At 47.4% G+C, this 19,423-nt stretch carries 13 protein-coding genes and 1 CRISPR repeat array; all 13 genes read left to right on the top strand.

Annotation, left to right across the window (positions count from 1 at the left end):
* Positions 1–100: 100 nt before the first annotated feature.
* Positions 101–3,241, top strand: coding sequence for an ATP-dependent helicase (locus tag AB0L18_RS06810; protein ID WP_367391836.1), 3,141 nt, complete (start codon positions 101–103; stop codon positions 3,239–3,241).
* Between the two features lie 10 nt (positions 3,242–3,251).
* On the top strand, positions 3,252–4,703 hold the full coding sequence (locus AB0L18_RS06805; RefSeq protein ID WP_367391835.1) for an alpha-amylase family glycosyl hydrolase: 1,452 nt from the start codon (positions 3,252–3,254) through the stop codon (positions 4,701–4,703).
* Positions 4,704–4,796: 93 nt separating this feature from the next.
* A complete protein-coding gene (locus tag AB0L18_RS06800; RefSeq protein WP_367391834.1) occupies positions 4,797–5,678 on the top strand; it encodes a helix-turn-helix transcriptional regulator in 882 nt (293 codons plus the stop codon).
* A gap of 72 nt (positions 5,679–5,750) precedes the next feature.
* On the top strand, positions 5,751–7,592 hold the full coding sequence (locus AB0L18_RS06795; protein ID WP_367391833.1) for a hypothetical protein: 1,842 nt from the start codon (positions 5,751–5,753) through the stop codon (positions 7,590–7,592).
* The gene (gene cas7i / locus AB0L18_RS06790; RefSeq protein WP_367391832.1) at positions 7,585–8,460 is read left to right on the top strand and encodes a type I-B CRISPR-associated protein Cas7/Cst2/DevR; all 876 of its coding nucleotides are present in this window, start codon (positions 7,585–7,587) and stop codon (positions 8,458–8,460) included. The genes AB0L18_RS06795 and cas7i overlap by 8 nt, the downstream gene beginning before the upstream one ends.
* Before the next feature lie 7 nt (positions 8,461–8,467).
* Positions 8,468–9,181, top strand: coding sequence for a CRISPR-associated protein Cas5 (cas5, locus tag AB0L18_RS06785; RefSeq protein WP_367391831.1), 714 nt, complete (start codon positions 8,468–8,470; stop codon positions 9,179–9,181).
* Between the two features lies 1 nt (position 9,182).
* The gene (gene cas3, locus AB0L18_RS06780; protein ID WP_367391830.1) at positions 9,183–11,429 is read left to right on the top strand and encodes a CRISPR-associated helicase Cas3'; all 2,247 of its coding nucleotides are present in this window, start codon (positions 9,183–9,185) and stop codon (positions 11,427–11,429) included.
* A 23-nt stretch (positions 11,430–11,452) separates the two neighbouring features.
* The gene (locus AB0L18_RS06775) at positions 11,453–12,112 is read left to right on the top strand and encodes a CRISPR-associated endonuclease Cas6 (RefSeq protein WP_367391829.1); all 660 of its coding nucleotides are present in this window, start codon (positions 11,453–11,455) and stop codon (positions 12,110–12,112) included.
* Between the two features lie 10 nt (positions 12,113–12,122).
* Positions 12,123–13,118, top strand: coding sequence for a CRISPR-associated endonuclease Cas1 (cas1, locus tag AB0L18_RS06770; RefSeq protein ID WP_367391828.1), 996 nt, complete (start codon positions 12,123–12,125; stop codon positions 13,116–13,118).
* Positions 13,118–13,408 carry a CRISPR-associated endonuclease Cas2 gene (gene cas2 / locus AB0L18_RS06765; RefSeq protein ID WP_367391827.1) on the top strand — a complete coding sequence of 97 codons (291 nt, stop codon included), beginning with the start codon at positions 13,118–13,120 and terminating at the stop codon, positions 13,406–13,408. The genes cas1 and cas2 overlap by 1 nt, the downstream gene beginning before the upstream one ends.
* Positions 13,405–13,986 carry a CRISPR-associated protein Cas4 gene (gene cas4 / locus AB0L18_RS06760; RefSeq protein ID WP_367391826.1) on the top strand — a complete coding sequence of 194 codons (582 nt, stop codon included), beginning with the start codon at positions 13,405–13,407 and terminating at the stop codon, positions 13,984–13,986. Before cas2 ends, cas4 begins: the two co-directional genes overlap by 4 nt.
* Before the next feature lie 198 nt (positions 13,987–14,184).
* Positions 14,185–17,100: a CRISPR direct-repeat array (repeat unit 37 nt; unit sequence CTTCCAGCGCGGTATCCAGTAGAATAAGGATTGAAAC).
* A gap of 77 nt (positions 17,101–17,177) precedes the next feature.
* On the top strand, positions 17,178–18,425 hold the full coding sequence (locus AB0L18_RS06755) for a serine hydrolase (protein WP_367391825.1): 1,248 nt from the start codon (positions 17,178–17,180) through the stop codon (positions 18,423–18,425).
* A gap of 114 nt (positions 18,426–18,539) precedes the next feature.
* Positions 18,540–19,328: a hypothetical protein gene (locus AB0L18_RS06750; RefSeq protein ID WP_367391824.1), complete on the top strand. Its 789-nt coding sequence runs from the start codon at positions 18,540–18,542 to the stop codon at positions 19,326–19,328.
* Positions 19,329–19,423 lie beyond the last annotated feature (95 nt).

The raw sequence follows: 19,423 nt of genomic DNA, 5'->3' as shown, positions 1-19,423 counted from the left end.
TTTGCCTCTCCCTCCTTTTTTCGCTACAGAGTTGACCCCAAACGGATTGCTTCCTTATCTTAGCCGCTGAAGTCTTGATCTAACAGCAGGCCCAATATTTATGGATACGAATGCGGCGCTTTACCATGCGGAATTCACCAAAGAACTGGCCCGCCTGAACCCTGATCAACGGGCAGCGGTGGAACAGATCGAGGGACCCGTGCTGGTCATTGCCGGACCAGGGACGGGGAAGACGCATATTCTGGCGGCCCGCATCGGACAAATCCTACTCTCTACCGACACCTCCGCGCAGAGCATCCTCTGCCTCACTTTTACCGATGCAGGGGTGCGTGCCATGCGCGAGCGCCTGCTGGAGCTCATCGGCCCCGAAGCGCACCGGGTACACATCTTTACGTTCCACTCCTTTTGCAATACGGTCATCCAGGAGAATCTATCCTACTTTGGTCGACAAGGCTTAGAGCCCATCACCGAGCTGGAACAGATAGAACTCACCCGTGAGCTGCTCCTGCAATTGGACATGGAAAATCCGCTGCGGAGAGGAAAAATCCACCCCCATTTTTACGAAAAGCACCTCCGCGATCTGTTCCAGTTGATGAAAACAGAAGACTGGACGCCGGCCTACCTGGAACGATCCATCGCTGCTTACCTCTCTGATTTGCCCGAGCGGCCGGAGTTTCGTTACCAACGTAAATACGGACAGTACCAAGCTGGTGACCTGAAAGAAAGCAAGGTCAAAACCGAAGTGCTGAGGATGGAAATCTTGCGTGCAGCGGTAGCCTTGTACCCGGCTTACGAGCAAGGTTTGGCCCGCCTGAAGCGCTACGACTACGCCGATATGATTCTCTGGGTATTGGCAGCGTTTAAAGAAAACGAACTGCTTTTGCGCAGCTACCAGGAACAGTACCTCTATTTCCTGGTAGACGAATACCAGGATACCAATGGAGCGCAAAATGAACTGCTCCACCTGCTGGCCGCTTTTTGGGACAAGCCCAACCTGTTTATCGTGGGCGACGACGACCAATCGATCTTTGAGTTTCAGGGGGCACGGCTCAAAAATCTGGTGGATTATTATGAGCAATATCAGGAGCAGATCAAGGTGGTGCTTTTGCAGCAAAACTACCGCTCTACCCAGGCGGTGCTCGATGCTGCGGGCGGGCTGATCACCCACAATGAACAACGGATCACCCGCCACCTGGCCGATTTGGGGGTCGCAAAAAACTTGCGGGCAGCTTTGCCCTTGCGGCAAACTTCAGCGGTGGTGCCAGAAGTACTGGTGTACCCCAATAGTTTTCAGGAAGCCGTGGCTATTATGCAACAACTGCGTGCCCAGCAGCAGGCAGGCATTCCCTGGCGCGAGATGGCCATCATCTACGCCCGCCACCAGCAGGTGCAACAGCTGCAAGAAATGCTGGACAAGGAAGGAATTCCTTACCAAACCCGCCGGAAAACCAATATCCTCGACAGTCGGATGATCCGTCAGCTACGGGAAATGCTGGCCTATCTGCACGATGAACAGCGCTCGAGCTTTAGTGGTGACTATCGCTTGTTTAAGCTGCTGCACTATCGCTGTTTTCAAATACTACCCCTGGATTTGGCAAAAATGGCGGCAGCCTTGGCCAATATCTCTTACCAGGAACGCCCCAGCTGGCGCGAATGGTTGCAACAAAGTGACCAATGGCCCCAGGGTTTGGCCAGTCACGACCGCTTGAAAAAACTGGGGGAATGGTGGGAGGCTATCCACGCGATGGTGGCAGATACGGGCCTGCCCCAATTGGTGGAGCACTTGCTCAATGGCAGCGGCTTACTGGCGGCGGCCTTGCAAGCTCCCGACCGACTGTGGCAGGTGCAGGTGGCCAAAACTTTCCTCGACTTTCTCCGCGAAGAAATTGCCCGAAGGCCTCGTCTGGGCTTAGGTGATTTGCTGACCATGCTGGACCAGATGGACGGCAACCGACTCTCGCTGTCGATGCGCAAAGACATCGAGCTCGAAGATGGCGTTCATCTAGTGACGGCCCACAGCTCTAAGGGCCTGGAGTTTAATACCGTCTTTGTGCTTGATGCGACCAAGGCAGCCTGGGAAGAAGGCGGGCGCCGTGGCAATCGCTTCCCGCTTCCGGATACCCTTACCCTTTCGGGGGAAACGTTTGGTGATGAAACCCGGCGGCGCTTGTTCTACGTAGCTGTCACCCGAGCCAAAGAACATTTGTATATTTCTTACGCACAAAAAAATGCGAAGGACAAACCGCAGCAAGCTTGTCGTTTTGTGGACGAAATAGTAGCTGCTACGGGGATCGAAGAAAAGGAAATCTTGCTGGATACGGCTGCGCTTTTAGCCTACGAGCTTACGCTGCTGCAACAAGTAGATACCCCGGTCTTGCCTGCATTAGAGCGTTCGGCGGTAGCCAAACTATTGGATGGTTTTGAGTTGAGTCCTTCCACCTGGCTGAGGATGCTCGACTGCCCCCTGCGTTTCTTCTACGAAGTGGTTTTGCAGGCACCACAAATTCAACGGCCAGCTGCTTCGTACGGGCACGCTATGCACAATGCCTTGCAGCGGTATTTCAACCTGATGCTGGCGCAAGAAAAGCGGACCTTCCCCACAGTGAAAGTCTTAAAAGAGCTTTTTCAGGAAGAAATGGAAAAAGTGCGGGCGTATTTCACACCAGAAGAATACACACAGCGCCTCGACCAAGGGCAGCGCAACCTACAACGCTACCACCAACAATTTAATGATACTTGGACGACGCAGTGTAGGACAGAACTGAAAATCCAGCAAGTAGAGTTGGAGGGGGTTCCCCTCAAAGGCGTCATTGATCGCGTAGATTTGCTCGATGACCGACAGGTGCAAATTGTTGATTACAAAACAGGAAGCCACAATGCCAACAAGCTGCGAGCACCTTCGGCAACCAAACCTGAAGGTGGCAACTACTGGCGGCAATTGGCTTTTTATAAACTCCTTTGGGAAAGCAGAAGTGGCGAAACGCGACAAGTAAAATCGGCAGCCATTTCTTACCTCGATATCAATAAAGAAGGCGACCTTACGATAGAAACGGTTGCTTTTACCACGGCTGAAATGAAGGAAGTCAAAGACTTGCTCAAATCAACTTACGATAAGATTATGCGGCAGGATTTTTATACCGGTTGTGGTAAAGAAGACTGTGAATGGTGCCAGTTTGTGCAGGAGGATATGCAGCCTCCTTCCCACACCAAAGAAAACATTGAGGAACTAGACGATTTTTAACCCTTCTCCTATGCATCCCATTCTTTACGAGATCAATACCCGCGTCTGGCGGAAACGCTTCGGTGCAGCGACCCAACTGCTGGAAGTACCTGATGCTTATTGGCAGCAATTGGGCGTATTGGGGGTTGATTATGTATGGTTGATGGGCGTGTGGAAGACCGGGCCGAATGCACTGAATTACGCCCTGGAAGAAGGCCTGAAGCAAGCCTATAGCCGGGTACTTCCCGACTGGACAGAGGAAGATATCATTGGCTCTCCTTACGCTATTGATCGTTATGAGTTGGATCCTGCTCTGGGGCAGCCCGGTGACCTTAAGCTGCTAAAAGCGAAGCTCAATAACTATGGTTTGAAACTGATGCTGGATTTTGTGCCCAACCATTTTCACGCCGAAAGCAGTTGGATAACCCAACACCCGGATGTATTTCTGGAAGTAGGAGAAGACCAACTGGCGCATGATCAAGTGACCTATTATCGACTACCGGCTAACCAAGCCAAAATTTTTGCCCACGGCAAAGACCCTTATTTTGCAGCCTGGCAAGACACCGTGCAGGTCAACTACGCAGCACCGGCAGCCCGCGCATTTATGCAGGAACAACTGCTTGAGATAGCGGAAGTTTGCGATGCCGTTCGTTGCGACATGGCGATGTTGACGCTCGCCGATGTCTTTCGACAAACCTGGGGGCATGTACTCCACGAGCAGACGGAAACGCTTTATGATTTTTGGCCCGCAGCGATTCGTAAAGTCAAGGAAAAATTCCCTCAATTTTGTTTCCTGGCGGAAGTCTATTGGGATCGCGAGTGGACACTACAGCAGCAAGGATTCGATTTTACCTACGACAAACGACTTCGCGATCGCTTATTGGAAGGCAATCTAGGTAGCGTACGGGAGCACCTCTACGCAGCCATGGATTTCCAAACCAAATCCGCCCGTTTTCTGGAAAACCACGACGAAGACCGTATCCTTTCCCTGATGGCACCCGCCAAAGCCAAGGCCGCAGCGCTGGCGACGTATACCCTGCCGGGATTGAGCTTTTTCTACGAAGGGCAATGGGAAGGCCGCCGCAAACGGCTACCTGTGCAGCTGGGGCGACAGCCCTTAGAATTTGATCCGGCAGCCTATGGCCTTGCAACGGATGGCCTAGCCTTATCCAAGCTCCCCGGTTTGGCTCCTGTAGATGCTCAGCAAGTTGCTTTTTACGATTACCTCCTGCAATTGCTCGCGCAACCAGCCTTACGCACAGGCCGCTGGGAGTTGCTCAATTCCAGCGATCATCTCCTGACCTGGCAATGGAGTACTGCCGAACAGCAAATCCAGATTCGCATCAATTACAGTCCAGCAAGTACCGAAATCCACCTCTCCCCTCCAGGCGATGGCCATTGGCAGCATTTCCTGGGGCCGCAGGTAGCGTACAATGTACTGGTGCTGGGGCCTTATCAGTGGTTGGTGTTGGAGAGGAGGTAGGGGTTTGGTCGGTTGGATTTAATGTTGTAGATTTAAATTCTCTGGTAGTTTTTATTTCTACTGCAATAAAATCTCTGACCAACACCCAAAACCATGAGTGGCAAAACAGAACAAGGCGTGCTCCGCATTTTTAAATTAATTCGCCTGCTCAATTCTACACCGCGCCGAAGTGCTCGCCATTTGATGAATATTCTGGGCCAATCGGAAAGCACCTTCTATCGTGATTTGCAACTGATAGAAAAGCTTGGTTACCATTACGATAAAGATCAGAATGATTGCTTCTTTTTGCAGTTGCAGTTAGAAAGAGGTCGGCAATCCGTTTTGGAACCCGACGAGCTTTTCTTCTTGCAAGACCACCTTCAGCAAACGGCGGGAACTTCCCCGCTGGCGCAGGCCATTCTCCATAAATTTGATCTCAACCTGAGCATGATTCCACTGGCGGACGCACTGCCGCAGTTGCACGCCAATCGCATTCTGCAACTCTTGCGGGTGGCACTGGAAAATAAATCATGCGTACTTATTAAAGGGTATCATTCCCTTTCCAGCGAAAAGGTCGAAGATCGCCGAGTAGAGGTGCTGGAAATCACCCAGGACTACCGCTACCTCATCGGCTGGGACATGGATAAAGATCGCCAGGGCCAGTACAAACTCAGCCGAATTCAGGATGTGGAGTACCTGGAGGAACGCGTAACACCCGGCCGGATGGCCAGCCCCATGGACATTTTTGGCCTCACCGGCTACGAATGGCTGGACGTAAAGCTAAAACTGAGCAATACCGCCTACCACCTCCTGTTGGAAGAATTTCCCCTTTCGCGCACCTTCATCCACCGCCGCTACGATGGTACCTTCTTCGAAGGGCAAGTCCGCAATTGGAAAGGGATTGGCCGGTTCATCCTGGGGCTGCCAGGGGAAATAGAGGTGTTGTACCCTGAGGCCTTGCAGACGTATTTGCGGGAGCGGAGAGGGGAAGATTAGAGGGAATATTTTACTCTCCCGCTATTTGGGAGAGGTGGGGGTTAGTTTTGTGAATGTAAAACAGATAACAATATGGCCAAGCAGGCAAAGATTACCGAAATCACTTTTCAGCGCACGGGGAATATTTTCTTAAACAGCGGCATTGCGGGTGTGTACGAGTACCTGACGGTGTGTCAGGATCGGGAAGATTTTCCGTTCTACACTTTCGGCTGGAGCGAAGACGGCAATGGTCTTTGGTTAAAGTCGGAACAGCTTTTCGATTTACTGGAGCAGTTGTATTATTTCATGGGGCAGGAACTGTATGATACCAGCGGTAAAAATGCTCGGGAGAAGGCCGACAAGTACTACTTTACCAAAGATCCTTTTTCTGCGACGCCGTTTTTCAAGATGAAATCTTACGGACTTGCTGCACTGGTAACCAATGACCCCCAACCTTCCCCAAAGTACAAAGACAATGCGGTCAAGTTTGCTACGCTGGTAGAGGAAGACAGCAATTTTGCTACGGCAATCGCTAAATTCTACGCGGAGAAAGGATTCAAAATCAAGGACTATGAATTAGGGTCGGATGGTTTCACTCATCAAAAAGGAGAAAAAGGAGACGCAAAGATTTTCCTTAATGAGCCTTATATAAAGATTACAAGACTTGATCCGATTGTACCAGCCTATTTTCTGGAAGGAAAAGAAATATGCTACTTAACTGGGGAATCCTATAAAAAACTAGTTAGCTATCAGAATACTTCTCCATTAATGGGGCTGAAAAATCCCGTTTTTGATTCTTTCCAATCTCCCACTACGCAAAAAATGAGTTGGAAAGCCATGTACCTCAGCCGCTTTGCGCCTAAGTTTGCTTTCTATAATTACGTTAGTGGTTTGGACAGCATTGTCGGTTTTTTACTGGACTCCGACACGCTTAAAAATCAATACCAACTCTATCGCCAACACCATAGTTTTTACCTGGATCAGGAGGCACTGATTCATAGTAGTTACTTGCAAAATTTCAAAGTCTGGAGTTTTTACCAGGCAAAAAAGGGTGCAGAGCAAAGACCACTTGAATTACCGAAAGATTACGTACGCCAGCAGGAGATACAGTTTATGCTGATCTATTCGATTTATCAGCAGATTTTATTGGATCAGGAATTAGAATCGATAAATGGGTTGGATGACTTCCTGGGCATTGAGTTTGATCGGCAGGTAATCACCTTGGCCAGTTTCAAAGCGGATAAATTCTCGGGTACCATGCGGCCCAGTAGTTTTGAGTACTTCAATAATTTCAAGTTTGTAGTCAGAACAATCGCCTACCTGGAAGCCAATGGTTTACAGTTTGACCAGCTCATGCCTAGTCTGAAGTTTATGAAAACCTCAGAACGCAATGCGAATAACAGCTACCTGATGGAGCGAAGCATTCGCAACGAAGTTCTCGGAAAACTAATGCAGGCAAAGAGTATCCTGCCTACGATTTGTCAATTGTTTTATCGGTGCTATACCTACCTCATCGGTAATGAAAATATCGGCTATAAAAATTTCAATCAACTAAAGCGGTTGGTAGAGCTATATGAACCTCTAATTCCTTCAAATATGAACAAAGAAATTCAGGAAAAAGCTTTTAAGCTGGGTACCTCCATTGGGCGAGCTATCATTACCTATGATAATGCAAGTGATCCCCAGTCACAGAAATCGAATGCCAAGACAGGAAGAAAATACATTATTGATCTACAAAAATCGCGCACCCTGCAACAGTTTAACGATGCAATAGTGCGAATGCAAAACAAGTATGCCCTCGTTGTCAGTGCTGACTTGTTTAAAGCAGAGATCAATGAAGAAAACTTCAATCTGGTCAAACAGTTCGCGCTGATTGCGGCACTTAATCAACTCAATATCGTTCTCAAACCCTTCAAAAACAACGACAATGAATAGCATTACCATTACCTATTTATCTAAGGTTTCTTTCGCTAGCCTAAATGGCGCGGACAAAGATGTAGATAATATCAACCCGATTAAGAAAATTACACTCGACAACGGGCAGGAGCTTCCCTATGTTTCTTCACAAGCATTGCGCCGTGCATTGCGCGATCGACTTGAAGAAATGGGCAAGCCTATTTCAAATGTTACACCTGGCGAAGGCAAGAATCCTCCTGCTACCGAAGGAGATCCCGCCAAGTACTACGATGATGATCTTTTTGGCTACATGAATGCTGGTGCCCGTAGCCAACGGACCTCGCCAGTACGCGTAGAATCACTCCTCGCGTTGCCTAGTTCTGTGTACAAAGGCGATTTGGATTACGCCACCAACTTTATGGGAACCAATAAAGGCGGTGAACCGAATATTTACGAAACCGAAGTGCACTCTGGCTTGTACCGGGGAACAATTCTTATCGAGTTGGATCGGGTTGGAAAAGGATATTCGACGAAGGAAGGTTACGATGAAGGCGACTATATCGACAAACAAGAGAAAAAAGAGCGGGTGCTTGCTTTTCTTGATGCTTTTCGCTCGTTGTGGAGCTCAGGCCGTCAAAGTCGTTTCCTGGCGGATATTTCTCCCAAGTTTATTGCTGCTGCTTGTATGACCGTGAAAAATCCGGTGTTCCTGGAAGCGGTGAATCTCGACCCTCAAGGTGAAGTAGATGTAAAGGGCCTACAGACCGTGGCGGCTGATTACGATAAATTTATCGTCGACCATGTTTTTGCTAACCAACAAGCCACTTTGCAGGCTAATGACACGGTCGTATCATTGAAAGTGGGCTTCGAAAAAGTAGAGGCCTGGATTAAAGAATACTACAAATAGCCCCAATATGAAATATTGTATTGTTGAGCTATACTCTCAAACGGCAACGTTTAGAAATCCTGAGTTTCAAAATTACCACAAGACCTTTGCGCTACCTCCGCCAACTACCCTGGTGGGGCTGGCGGGGGCTGCAATGGGACTTAGTCCAAATGCGGCACAAGATTTCTTTTCCTCTTCTTCCTTTCAAATGGGGATATACGGCCAGCATCAAGGCAAGACGACTGATTTATGGAAATATGATGCCTTTAAAAATCGGAGTATAGTTCTGAGAGAAATACTCATTGGCAATCATTTCGTCTTGGTTTATGGTAGCGAAGAGGAAGAAAAGGTAGAACTGCTAGCCACAGGTTTTGCCGCACCAGTGTATGCACTTACGATGGGAAGCAGCGATAGTTTAGCTAAGGTGATTCATTGCGAAGTGGGTCAGGCACCTATTGTGAAAAGTACGACGGTAGCATATTGCTTGCTAGCGGGTGATATTATCAAAGAAGTCATGCAAAATGCTTCGGCGCATCCAGAGTTTTCGATCTACGCTACTACTGACCCCATCGCGCTAGATGTTCCTACTCACTTCCAATATGAAAGTGACTATGGTGCTCGCTCCGTAAGCCAACGCCAGTTGCTCTCCTTTATCGGTCGTGAAATGGAGTTGAACGTAAAGAAAGAGGGAATACAGTACCAGGATAAATTCATCCCGCTTTTTGACTACAACAGTAATTAATATGATTGACCATATCATTGCTAAGTCGGCTTCTGAGTATGGCCCTGGAGAAACCCTGTTGGAGCATACTGATTCTGTTATCGAATGTTGGCGTCAGCTACATGAGTTATACAATGTTGAACTGCCTGTTAGAGATGAATTTTGGAAGTTATCTTTTCTTGCTGCGCTCTTCCACGACAGTGGTAAAATAACGGGTAATTTTCAGGAGCGCATCACCGAACGGGTAAAGCATTGGGACAATTATATTCGGCACGAATTCTTCTCAGGAGTGTTGCTCTGGGCTGCAAACAGAGAAGTATTTGCTAAAGATGTTTTACCGTTGATGGCCGTATTTAGTCATCACAAGCCACTCACCGATGAGTTGTTTAAAAAGAACAATGGCTTAGAAAAGGTTTTGCAAATCAAAGAAGAGGAATTAACCGAGCTGTTGGAAGAACTTACTCATAGGATTAAACAACAGGAAATCGAATTTTCGATTATCCCGGGTCTGGCCAAAGCTTTGGCGCAGGTAAAGACCACTAAACAACTCTACAAAAGCTTCAAGGGCATTTATAATCAATCTGTAGACTTAAAGCAGGAAGACAGGAGAACTTATATCTTCTATAAAGCACTGCTCAATACCGCAGATTGGAGTGGATCTAATCACGGCTTATTGGGGGGCGAATTACCATTTTCTGAAAATGAACTCAGGGTAAAAATCGTCCAAAAGCTTATTGCCGAAAACAAGCCGGAGATTGCTAAAGATTTTCAATGGCGGGAATTTCAAATAGCCAGTAAGCAACAGGTGGGTGATGTCTTGGCTATAGCTCCGACGGGAAGTGGAAAAACGGAAGCAGCACTGCTGTGGGCTGCGCAAAAAAGAGATCGCGAAAAAATTATTTATTTACTCCCTACTCGTGTCACTTCTAATGCCATATTTAACCGTTTGCAACAATACTTTGGCAAGGAAGAAACAGCGGTGGTTCATTCTTCCGCTTTCTTTTATCGTAAAGAGCTAGATGAGGAAGACCGCTATCACAAAGGTGATTACCTAATGGACAAGACGTTTTTCAGGAATGTTAACATTTGCACCATCGACCAAGTCTTGACCCAAGGATTTAATCTTGGCTATTGGGAGTTAAAAACATTCCATAGCTGGAAAGCCTGGATCATTATCGACGAAATCCACCTTTATGCACCGTATACCCTCGGGCTTATTATTTCCACCATTGAGTACTTGAAGTCGGCATTTCATGCTCGCTTTTTCATTATGACGGCAACGATGCCTACTAAACTAAGAATGCTTTTACAGCAAACACTGGAAATAGGGGAATCGCAGATCGTTCGTGATGTGGAATTACTCAATGAAAAGCGTAATGAATTTCAGGTAAGAGATTGCCTGATCGATGGCCTTGAAACAGAGATTACAACCGCCCTGAAAGAAGGAAAGAAAGTGCTTATTGTTGTCAATACCGTAGATGAAGCCATCAGACTGTACCAAGCATACAAGGGCATTGCTGCCGATACCATTTGCTACCATTCGCGGTTTATTCAGAAGCACCGTTTGGAGAAAGAACAACTCATCTTAAAGAAAGAAAAGGAAGCACAGTCGCTTCTCTTGGTCGCTACCCAGGTCGTGGAGGTGTCCTTGGATATTGATTTTGATATACTTTTTACAGAAAATGCTCCGATAGATGCCATCATTCAAAGAGCGGGAAGGGTAAACAGGAAACGTCAAAAAAAGGATACCAAGGTCATTGTGTGTCGAGAGCAGCAGGTTACCAGAGAGGTTATTTATACGGAGGTAGACGGGGTATTGGACAATACATTTAATGAATTGAGCGCATTAAATGGCGAAAAGTTATCCGAAGAACAATTGCTTGGGTTGGTCGATCTTGTATACCAGCATTTTGAGGTGCAACAACACCAAAGTTTTTTGGAAGGCAGAAATGCTTACTCAAAAGTTCAGCGGCAAAATCATTTCATCAAAGATGTAATGTCTCAGGACGGTATTTATACCAGAGAAGGGCTAGATACTGTGAGCATTATCCCTGCTTGTTATTACGAAAAACTAATCAACGCCAATCCAATGGAAAAAGCGCAGCATGAACTCTCTATCCGTCGAAAAAAACTATTTAGTCTGGAACACAAAGGTTTTCAAACCTTGAAAAATCCAGATAACCAAGACCCTTACATTTATTTAGTGTGTAAATATGATTCAGAAGTGGGACTGGTTTATGAACAACCCTCTACTGTCGTCAATTGCTAACCTAGTATCCTTAACTAACCCCCATGCACCAAACCACCATCACCTTCCCCGATCTGCGCCTCAGCCAGCGCGACGGGCACAAGCTGCGCGGCTACTTTAGCCAGCAGTTTGGCGCGGATTCCGACTTGTGGCATAATCATCGGCCTGATGGCAGTGCCATTTATCGCTATCCGCTGATACAGTACAAGGTTTTGCGGCAAACGCCTATGCTTATGGGCTTGGGAGAAGGAGCGACAGTCTTGATGCAACACTTTTTTGATCTGGAAAAACTACTGATTGACGATTGGGAGCTGCCCATTCACAACAAGCAGATCAATAGCCGTAAGTACGAGCCGGAGGTAACGGCCGATCTCTACCATTATCGGCTGCTGACGCCCTGGTTTGCGCTAAGCCAAAAAAACTTTGCCCGCTACCATGCTTTGCCCGAGGAAGAACAAACGGTATTCCTGGAGCGGGTTTTACGCAACAACATACTTTCTTTTTTTAAAGGCATCGGGTACTGGGTAGAAGGAGAAATCAATGTGCAGCTCAATGACTACCGAAAGGTTGATGCCAGGTTTAAAAATCAAACGATGCTGATGTTTCAGGGCACCTTCGTGACCAATGCGGTACTCCCTGATCACGTGGGGCTAGGCCAGTCGGTTTCCCGTGGCTATGGTACCATTGAACGCATGCATCTTTAAAGCCCGAACTATGCAGATTCATCTCAACACCTACGGCACCTACCTGCACGTGAGCGACCAACTTTTCGAAGTACGCCGTAAGGAAGAAGGGCAGGTTGTCAAACAACAGTTTGCGGCCCAAAAAGTAAAAAGCTTTTGGGTCAACAAAGGCGTTGCGCTTTCCGCTGACGCTATCCAACTGGCCATGCAACACAATGTTGACATCGTTTTTCTCGATGGCAGCGGACACCCCTACAGCAGGGTTTGGCACAGCAAGTTGGGGAGTACCACCCTCATCCGCAAAGAACAACTGCGTGCCAGCCTGGGTACCGAAGCCCTCCACTATACCCAGCAATGGCTTGGGAACAAGCTGGAAAATCAAATCGATTTCATTAAACGCCTGGCCAGTCATCGACCGCAGCAAGATGATTATCTCCAGGAACGGCTGGCGCGGATTATCATTCTCAGAGAAAAGCTCATTAGCCTGAATGGTGATCATATCAGTGAGGTAGCCGACACCATTCGCGGACTGGAAGGGAGCGCAGGAAGACTTTATTTTGAAGTGCTCAGTGCTGTTTTGCCCAAGCATTACCAATTTGCGGGACGTAGCTCACGCCCGGCAGTTGATCCGTTCAACGCTTTTCTCAATTACGCCTACGGCATTCTTTACAGTCGGGTAGAAAAAGCATTGATTCTGGCAGGGCTCGACCCTCACCTGGGCTTTCTGCACCGCGATGGGTACAACCACAAAAGTATGGTGTACGATTTCATCGAATCCTTCCGGATTTTTGGCGAAGAGCCCGTCTTTCGACTGTTTTCCGGCAAGAAAGTTCGCCAGGATCACGTAGATGAGTTGGCCAATGGTGTGAGTTTGAACAAAGAAGGAAAAATACTACTGATAGAGCGCTTTAATAAACACTTTGAAGAAGAGCGCATCCGTTACCGGGGGCGCAACCAAACGCGCAGCAACATTATTCAATTTGAAGCCCACCAGTTTGCCAACGAACTGATAAACCCCGACCAATAATGCACACCTGGATCATGTACGATATCGTCAATGACCGCGCCCGCACCCGGATTGCCAAGTATTGCAAACAGGCTGGTTTGTACCGGGTGCAGTACTCCGTATTTCTGGGTACGATCTCTGCCGAAGAAAAAGACGTGCTGGAATTGCAAATAGCGCAAGAAATTGACGAAGAAACCGACAAGGTCTACATCTTTCCGATGGGGCCATCCGCCATGCGCCAGACCGTATGCCTGGGGCAGGCACTGGACAAAAAATTAGTAACGGATCAAATAAAAGCACTTTTCTTTTGAACACGCTAAGCATTACCCCCTCCCAAATCATCGAATACCTCTATTGCCCTCGGTATACTTTTTTCGAGTACGTTCTGGATATCCCTCAGTACGAAGAGAAGTATTACAAAGTGATTCGGGGACGAGAGGTGCACTTAAAACGCGCCAGGGAAAATGCGGATTATCTGCGGCGGCGTATTGGTGTAGTAGATAAACAACTCAACCAATACCTCAGTAATGCATCCTTGCGTGGGGAGGTCGACGAAGTATTGTGGTTGGAAGACGGTACAATGGCGCCACTAGACTACAAATTTGCGGTCTACAAAGACAAAGTTTTTGAGACCTACCGTACCCAGCTTTATTGTTATGCCTGGCTCATTGAGCAGAATTACGGACGCCCCGTAAAGCGGGCTTTCCTGGTGTACACCCGTAGCCAAAACAAGTTGGTAGAAATCCCCGTTCACCCTGAGCACCTGGAAGAAGTGCAGCAGGCGGCCACCGCGATTAGCCAAATCATCCTCCAAAATCATTATCCTAAAGCTACGAAATACCGTAAAAGATGTGTAAATTGTACCTATCGTAATGTATGTACCCGATAAGGAGAGGCTTCCGGGAAGGAATTTATTTCGCATTCCCTTAAAAACAAGCATAAACAGCTCATTACAAACAACTTAAACTTCCGAAACGAGCATAAAAATGAACCAAAGTTCTTTGACATTAAGGAAAAAAACAATAATAACACCAAAAGCAGATTCGTGCTTTTGTATTGATTTTCAGCTGCTTAAACAGAAAGGCGGCTTCCAGCGCGGTATCCAGTAGAATAAGGATTGAAACATCGTTGTTGTGCGGCACGGGTGCCGAATCGTTTGGCTTCCAGCGCGGTATCCAGTAGAATAAGGATTGAAACTTGGCATTGGTAGCGCAGCAGCTGTAAATGGCGTGCGCTTCCAGCGCGGTATCCAGTAGAATAAGGATTGAAACTTTACCTTAGTTATTGGGGTAACTTGTGGGGGTCAGCTTCTTCCAGCGCGGTATCCAGTAGAATAAGGATTGAAACTTTTTCTTTCGTTCCGGTTTGTCTTGGGGCTCTGGCTCTTCCAGCGCGGTATCCAGTAGAATAAGGATTGAAACGTGATCCCAGAATCGAATACATCCTTCAACTCGGAAACTTCCAGCGCGGTATCCAGTAGAATAAGGATTGAAACGTGCTGGGAACGCACTGAGGGCACAAGCTCAAAAGTCTTCCAGCGCGGTATCCAGTAGAATAAGGATTGAAACCTTGCTTTTGTGACAAAATCACTTGTAAATATCTTCAATCTTCCAGCGCGGTATCCAGTAGAATAAGGATTGAAACGTCAAAGACGGTTCGATGGTGTACCAATACTGACTACTTCCAGCGCGGTATCCAGTAGAATAAGGATTGAAACCTCAAAAAAAGGTGTAGCAAGAGCTATAAAGCAAATGCTTCCAGCGCGGTATCCAGTAGAATAAGGATTGAAACCCAGCACCAGTCGCTACCGCTCCGGCAATGGCTGACTCTTCCAGCGCGGTATCCAGTAGAATAAGGATTGAAACGTCTTGGTTGCCATCTGTTTAAGTTTTGATTAGAATCTTCCAGCGCGGTATCCAGTAGAATAAGGATTGAAACCAAATTCTCCTATCCGATTACTCAACAGATCATCAAGCTTCCAGCGCGGTATCCAGTAGAATAAGGATTGAAACAAACATAAAACATTGACAACCAGCGGCTTTGTAGGGCTTCCAGCGCGGTATCCAGTAGAATAAGGATTGAAACATTGTAAAGCAGCAGTAGAAGCACTCTTAAGGTCAACTTCCAGCGCGGTATCCAGTAGAATAAGGATTGAAACGCCCTTTGCTACCCTGGCCGAACTCCTCAATGATACCCGCTTCCAGCGCGGTATCCAGTAGAATAAGGATTGAAACATGGTGCCGCTACGGCTACACTGACTGAAGCACAGGCTTCCAGCGCGGTATCCAGTAGAATAAGGATTGAAACTTTTAGCCTGGTTTATTTGGCTTTCTTCCATTCAGAAACTTCCAGCGCGGTATCCAGTAGAATAAGGATTGAAACTAACCGGGTAGCGGGAAGATTTACGCACGTGTACCCGGTCTTCCAGCGCGGTATCCAGTAGAATAAGGATTGAAACGGGAAGTCCTCACGTATCTTATTCCAGTAGCCTTTTCTTCCAGCGCGGTATCCAGTAGAATAAGGATTGAAACCACATAATACTTTGTCTGTTAAGTTAATAATAGGCTACTTCCAGCGCGGTATCCAGTAGAATAAGGATTGAAACTCAGCAGTCCTCCAGGCAAGCTCCGCAATAATCGATCTTCCAGCGCGGTATCCAGTAGAATAAGGATTGAAACACAACGACAAACAATACTCAGAGGACGAGCTCCGCCTCTTCCAGCGCGGTATCCAGTAGAATAAGGATTGAAACGAAAATACAAACAAATGGCCTTGCCAGGCGATGACATCTTCCAGCGCGGTATCCAGTAGAATAAGGATTGAAACACGACCATTTAATTTTAATACCCTTGCGCCAATTCCCTCTTCCAGCGCGGTATCCAGTAGAATAAGGATTGAAACTCAAATGGTCGTATATTGCAAACGTTCCGCCAAGAACTTCCAGCGCGGTATCCAGTAGAATAAGGATTGAAACGCCTGTTCTTCTATTGGATAGAAGATGATCTCACGCTCAACTTCCAGCGCGGTATCCAGTAGAATAAGGATTGAAACGCGATTGCTGGAGCATACTGTGCAGCTTGGCCAGGTCTTCCAGCGCGGTATCCAGTAGAATAAGGATTGAAACGGTCCAGCTCCTGCACGAAGGTTGTTTCGCATGACTCTTCCAGCGCGGTATCCAGTAGAATAAGGATTGAAACAGCAAACTTGACCCCGCTTCGGTACACGTTCAGGACGCTTCCAGCGCGGTATCCAGTAGAATAAGGATTGAAACTTGTATGAGTTAAACGCTAGCACGTCTTCTCCCGGTCTTCCAGCGCGGTATCCAGTAGAATAAGGATTGAAACTCCCAAACTAACCGACCACCACGTAAATCATAATCGTCTTCCAGCGCGGTATCCAGTAGAATAAGGATTGAAACTCTCGTTGATGTTGAGTTGGATAAATGTTTCGTAGCCTTCCAGCGCGGTATCCAGTAGAATAAGGATTGAAACACATTTGGGGACGAAAAAGGCCGGAACATTACGCCCCTTCCAGCGCGGTATCCAGTAGAATAAGGATTGAAACAGAAGTGGAATAAAAAATATGATATTTCTAAAATGGCTTCCAGCGCGGTATCCAGTAGAATAAGGATTGAAACGTTAAGTCCTTAAATCCTATAATTGTAGTCAATCTATCTTCCAGCGCGGTATCCAGTAGAATAAGGATTGAAACATAATTGCTGCATGGGATGTGTTTAGTTTTCTCATCTTCCAGCGCGGTATCCAGTAGAATAAGGATTGAAACATCAAGGAAGAATTTGATGCTGATGATGCTATCAAGCTTCCAGCGCAGTATCCAGTAGAATAAGGATTGAAACTTTCGCAATCATCCGACTGGGAAGGGGGGGCGGTAGCCTTCCATCGCGGTATCCAGTAGAATAAGGATTGAAACATAATGGGGAAATTGCTTAGAAATATTGCGATCGGCCTTCCAAACCAGCATCCAATAGAAAAAGGATTGAAATCGCCTCCTTCTACCTACTTTCACCAAAATCCCACCCTTCTTCCCTATCTTTGAAAACAAACCATCTGCTGAAAAACTATGCGAAATATCAGTCTCCTCCTCTTGTTTTTATTTGGCTTGGCCTCAGTATTACCCGCACAACGCAATGTGCTGGAAAAGCTGATTGCTTCGGAAAAGCATACGTTCGGCGATTGGGTGCAAGACCCCGGCAAGTACGAAATACAGGTCATCTACACCCAGGTTGATCGCAACGCCGCTGGAGAACCTTCCTTTACCAGCCACCGCTACGGCGTCGATCCCGGGCAGTATTTTTATCCGGCGAGTACGGTGAAAATGCCGGCGGCCTTGCTGGCCCTGGAGAAGCTGAATGAGCTGGGGGTGGTAGGCCTCGATAAGCACGCAGTGATGCAGACCTTTGCAGGAACCCCTCCGCAGACGGCTGCCTTGGCCGATGCTACGGCGGTCAGTGGTTTGCCTTCGGTGGCCCAGTATGTACGCAAGATTTTTCTGGTCAGCGACAACGATGCCTACAATCGCCTGTACGAGTTTTTAGGGCAAGGTTATTTCAATGAAAAATTGCGGGCCAAAGGCTTTACAGCTACCCGCATTATCCACCGACTTTCCGTGAGTGGCTACGATACCTTGGGGAACCGCTACACGAATCCGGTACAGTTCATCAACGACCAAGGTCCTTTGTACCAGCAAGGAGAAGTGTACAGCAGCTACTACGATGATTTGGGCCTCACACGCCAGCAGCGCGGCGTAGCGTACATGGACAATGAGGGCGAAATCATCAAGGAGCCTTTTGATTTTAGTTATAAAAATTACGTTGCGATCCAGGATTTACACGACATGCTCAAGGCGGTCATTTTCCCGCAGGCAGTCAGCGAGCGAGAACGGTTTAACCTTACAGCCGATGATTACGCGTGGGTATACCGGGCAATGGCCCAGTTTCCACGGGAGAGCGACTCCCCCACCTACGATCACGAAGACCATTACGTGAAATTCTGGATCTACGGCGACCAGGATTCTACCGCCCAGATTCCCAAAAATGTGCGTATCCTCAACAAAGTCGGCTGGGCCTACGGTTACCTGACCGACGCCGCCTACATCGTGGACATGGAGGCCGGCGTAGAGTTTTTCCTGGTAGGCACCATCCACGTCAACGACAACCAAACCTACAATGATGGCGTATACGAATACCAGGAGAAAGGGCTTCCTTTCTTTGGTGAACTGGGAAGAGCGGTCTACGATTACGAGTTGAAGCGAAAGCGAAAACATACCCCGGATTTTTCCTGGTTGGAGGAAGTGCTGAAAGAGGAGTGAGCTGGGCTTAGGTCGTAGAGAGAAGCATGGCGATGGGATCGCCACTTTTGGTAGAGGGTATAGAGATACCGAAGACGAATGATCTCGGAAAGATTAAAAAAAAACACCTGAATAATGGATATTACCACGATCAAAAAGGAATTAAAGGGCCGCGTGGCCAAAGGCCTCAACTTTGGCGTGGAAGCTGTGGATGAAGTCTTGCAAACGGATTCGGAGCTCTATAACCAGTTTATTTTGTTGAAAAGCAAATACAATGACTTGATGTATCTTGCCACGATCAACACCTTACCTTATGATCAGATAACCTTAGGTCTGAATCAACTACGCAACCACCTACTGAGTATTATTGACCAGCTCGAAGAATCAGATCTGGAGAAGCAAGAGGTCGCACAATCGTATAATATCAATGACCTGCCCACACGAAGGGCAAACTTTTTCAAGCTCCTCGATATTCATTACCTGAACCTGCGAGCCATCACTTTCGTGGAAATTACGGGGACCAACGAGCAAGAAATTTTTGAAAGCCGGGAAGCTATTTTTAAATTCTACCAGAACCATCGGCGGCAATTTCGTAACCGGGAAGACTTAGCTGGCGAAGAAGGCACCTCCATCATTAAAAACCATTTCAAGGAGTGGTTTGGTAATGAAATAGGTATCCTGGAGGTGTATTTCAAGAACATCAAGCACCTGCTTCGTTACGCCCTGGCCAATGAGGTAGAGCAATCGTTTTTCCTTGCTACCCTGCAATCTCTTTTCTCCCGCTTCGAGCAGACACTCCTCTTTTACTACGCTTATTGCGGTATGGATGAAACGTTTACGACTTTGGTAAAACAAGGAGGACTCGTAGATGATAGCATCCGCCCCATATTGATCAGGCCGGAGGATTTGGAAGGTTGGGTTTAGCTAATGCTTGCTGGATACGGGCGCTCCGCGCCATTTGGGTAGCGCCGCAGGGTAGGGTGTCAAATCTGAGGGTAAATAGGCGTGACGTTTTTTTT

Origin of the sequence: Lewinella sp. LCG006 (genome assembly GCF_040784935.1) — a bacterium.
Taxonomy (GTDB): Bacteria; Bacteroidota; Bacteroidia; order Chitinophagales; family Saprospiraceae; genus Lewinella.
The sequence above is the reverse complement of the archived record's forward strand: the minus strand, read 5'-3'. Positions and strand labels throughout refer to the sequence as shown.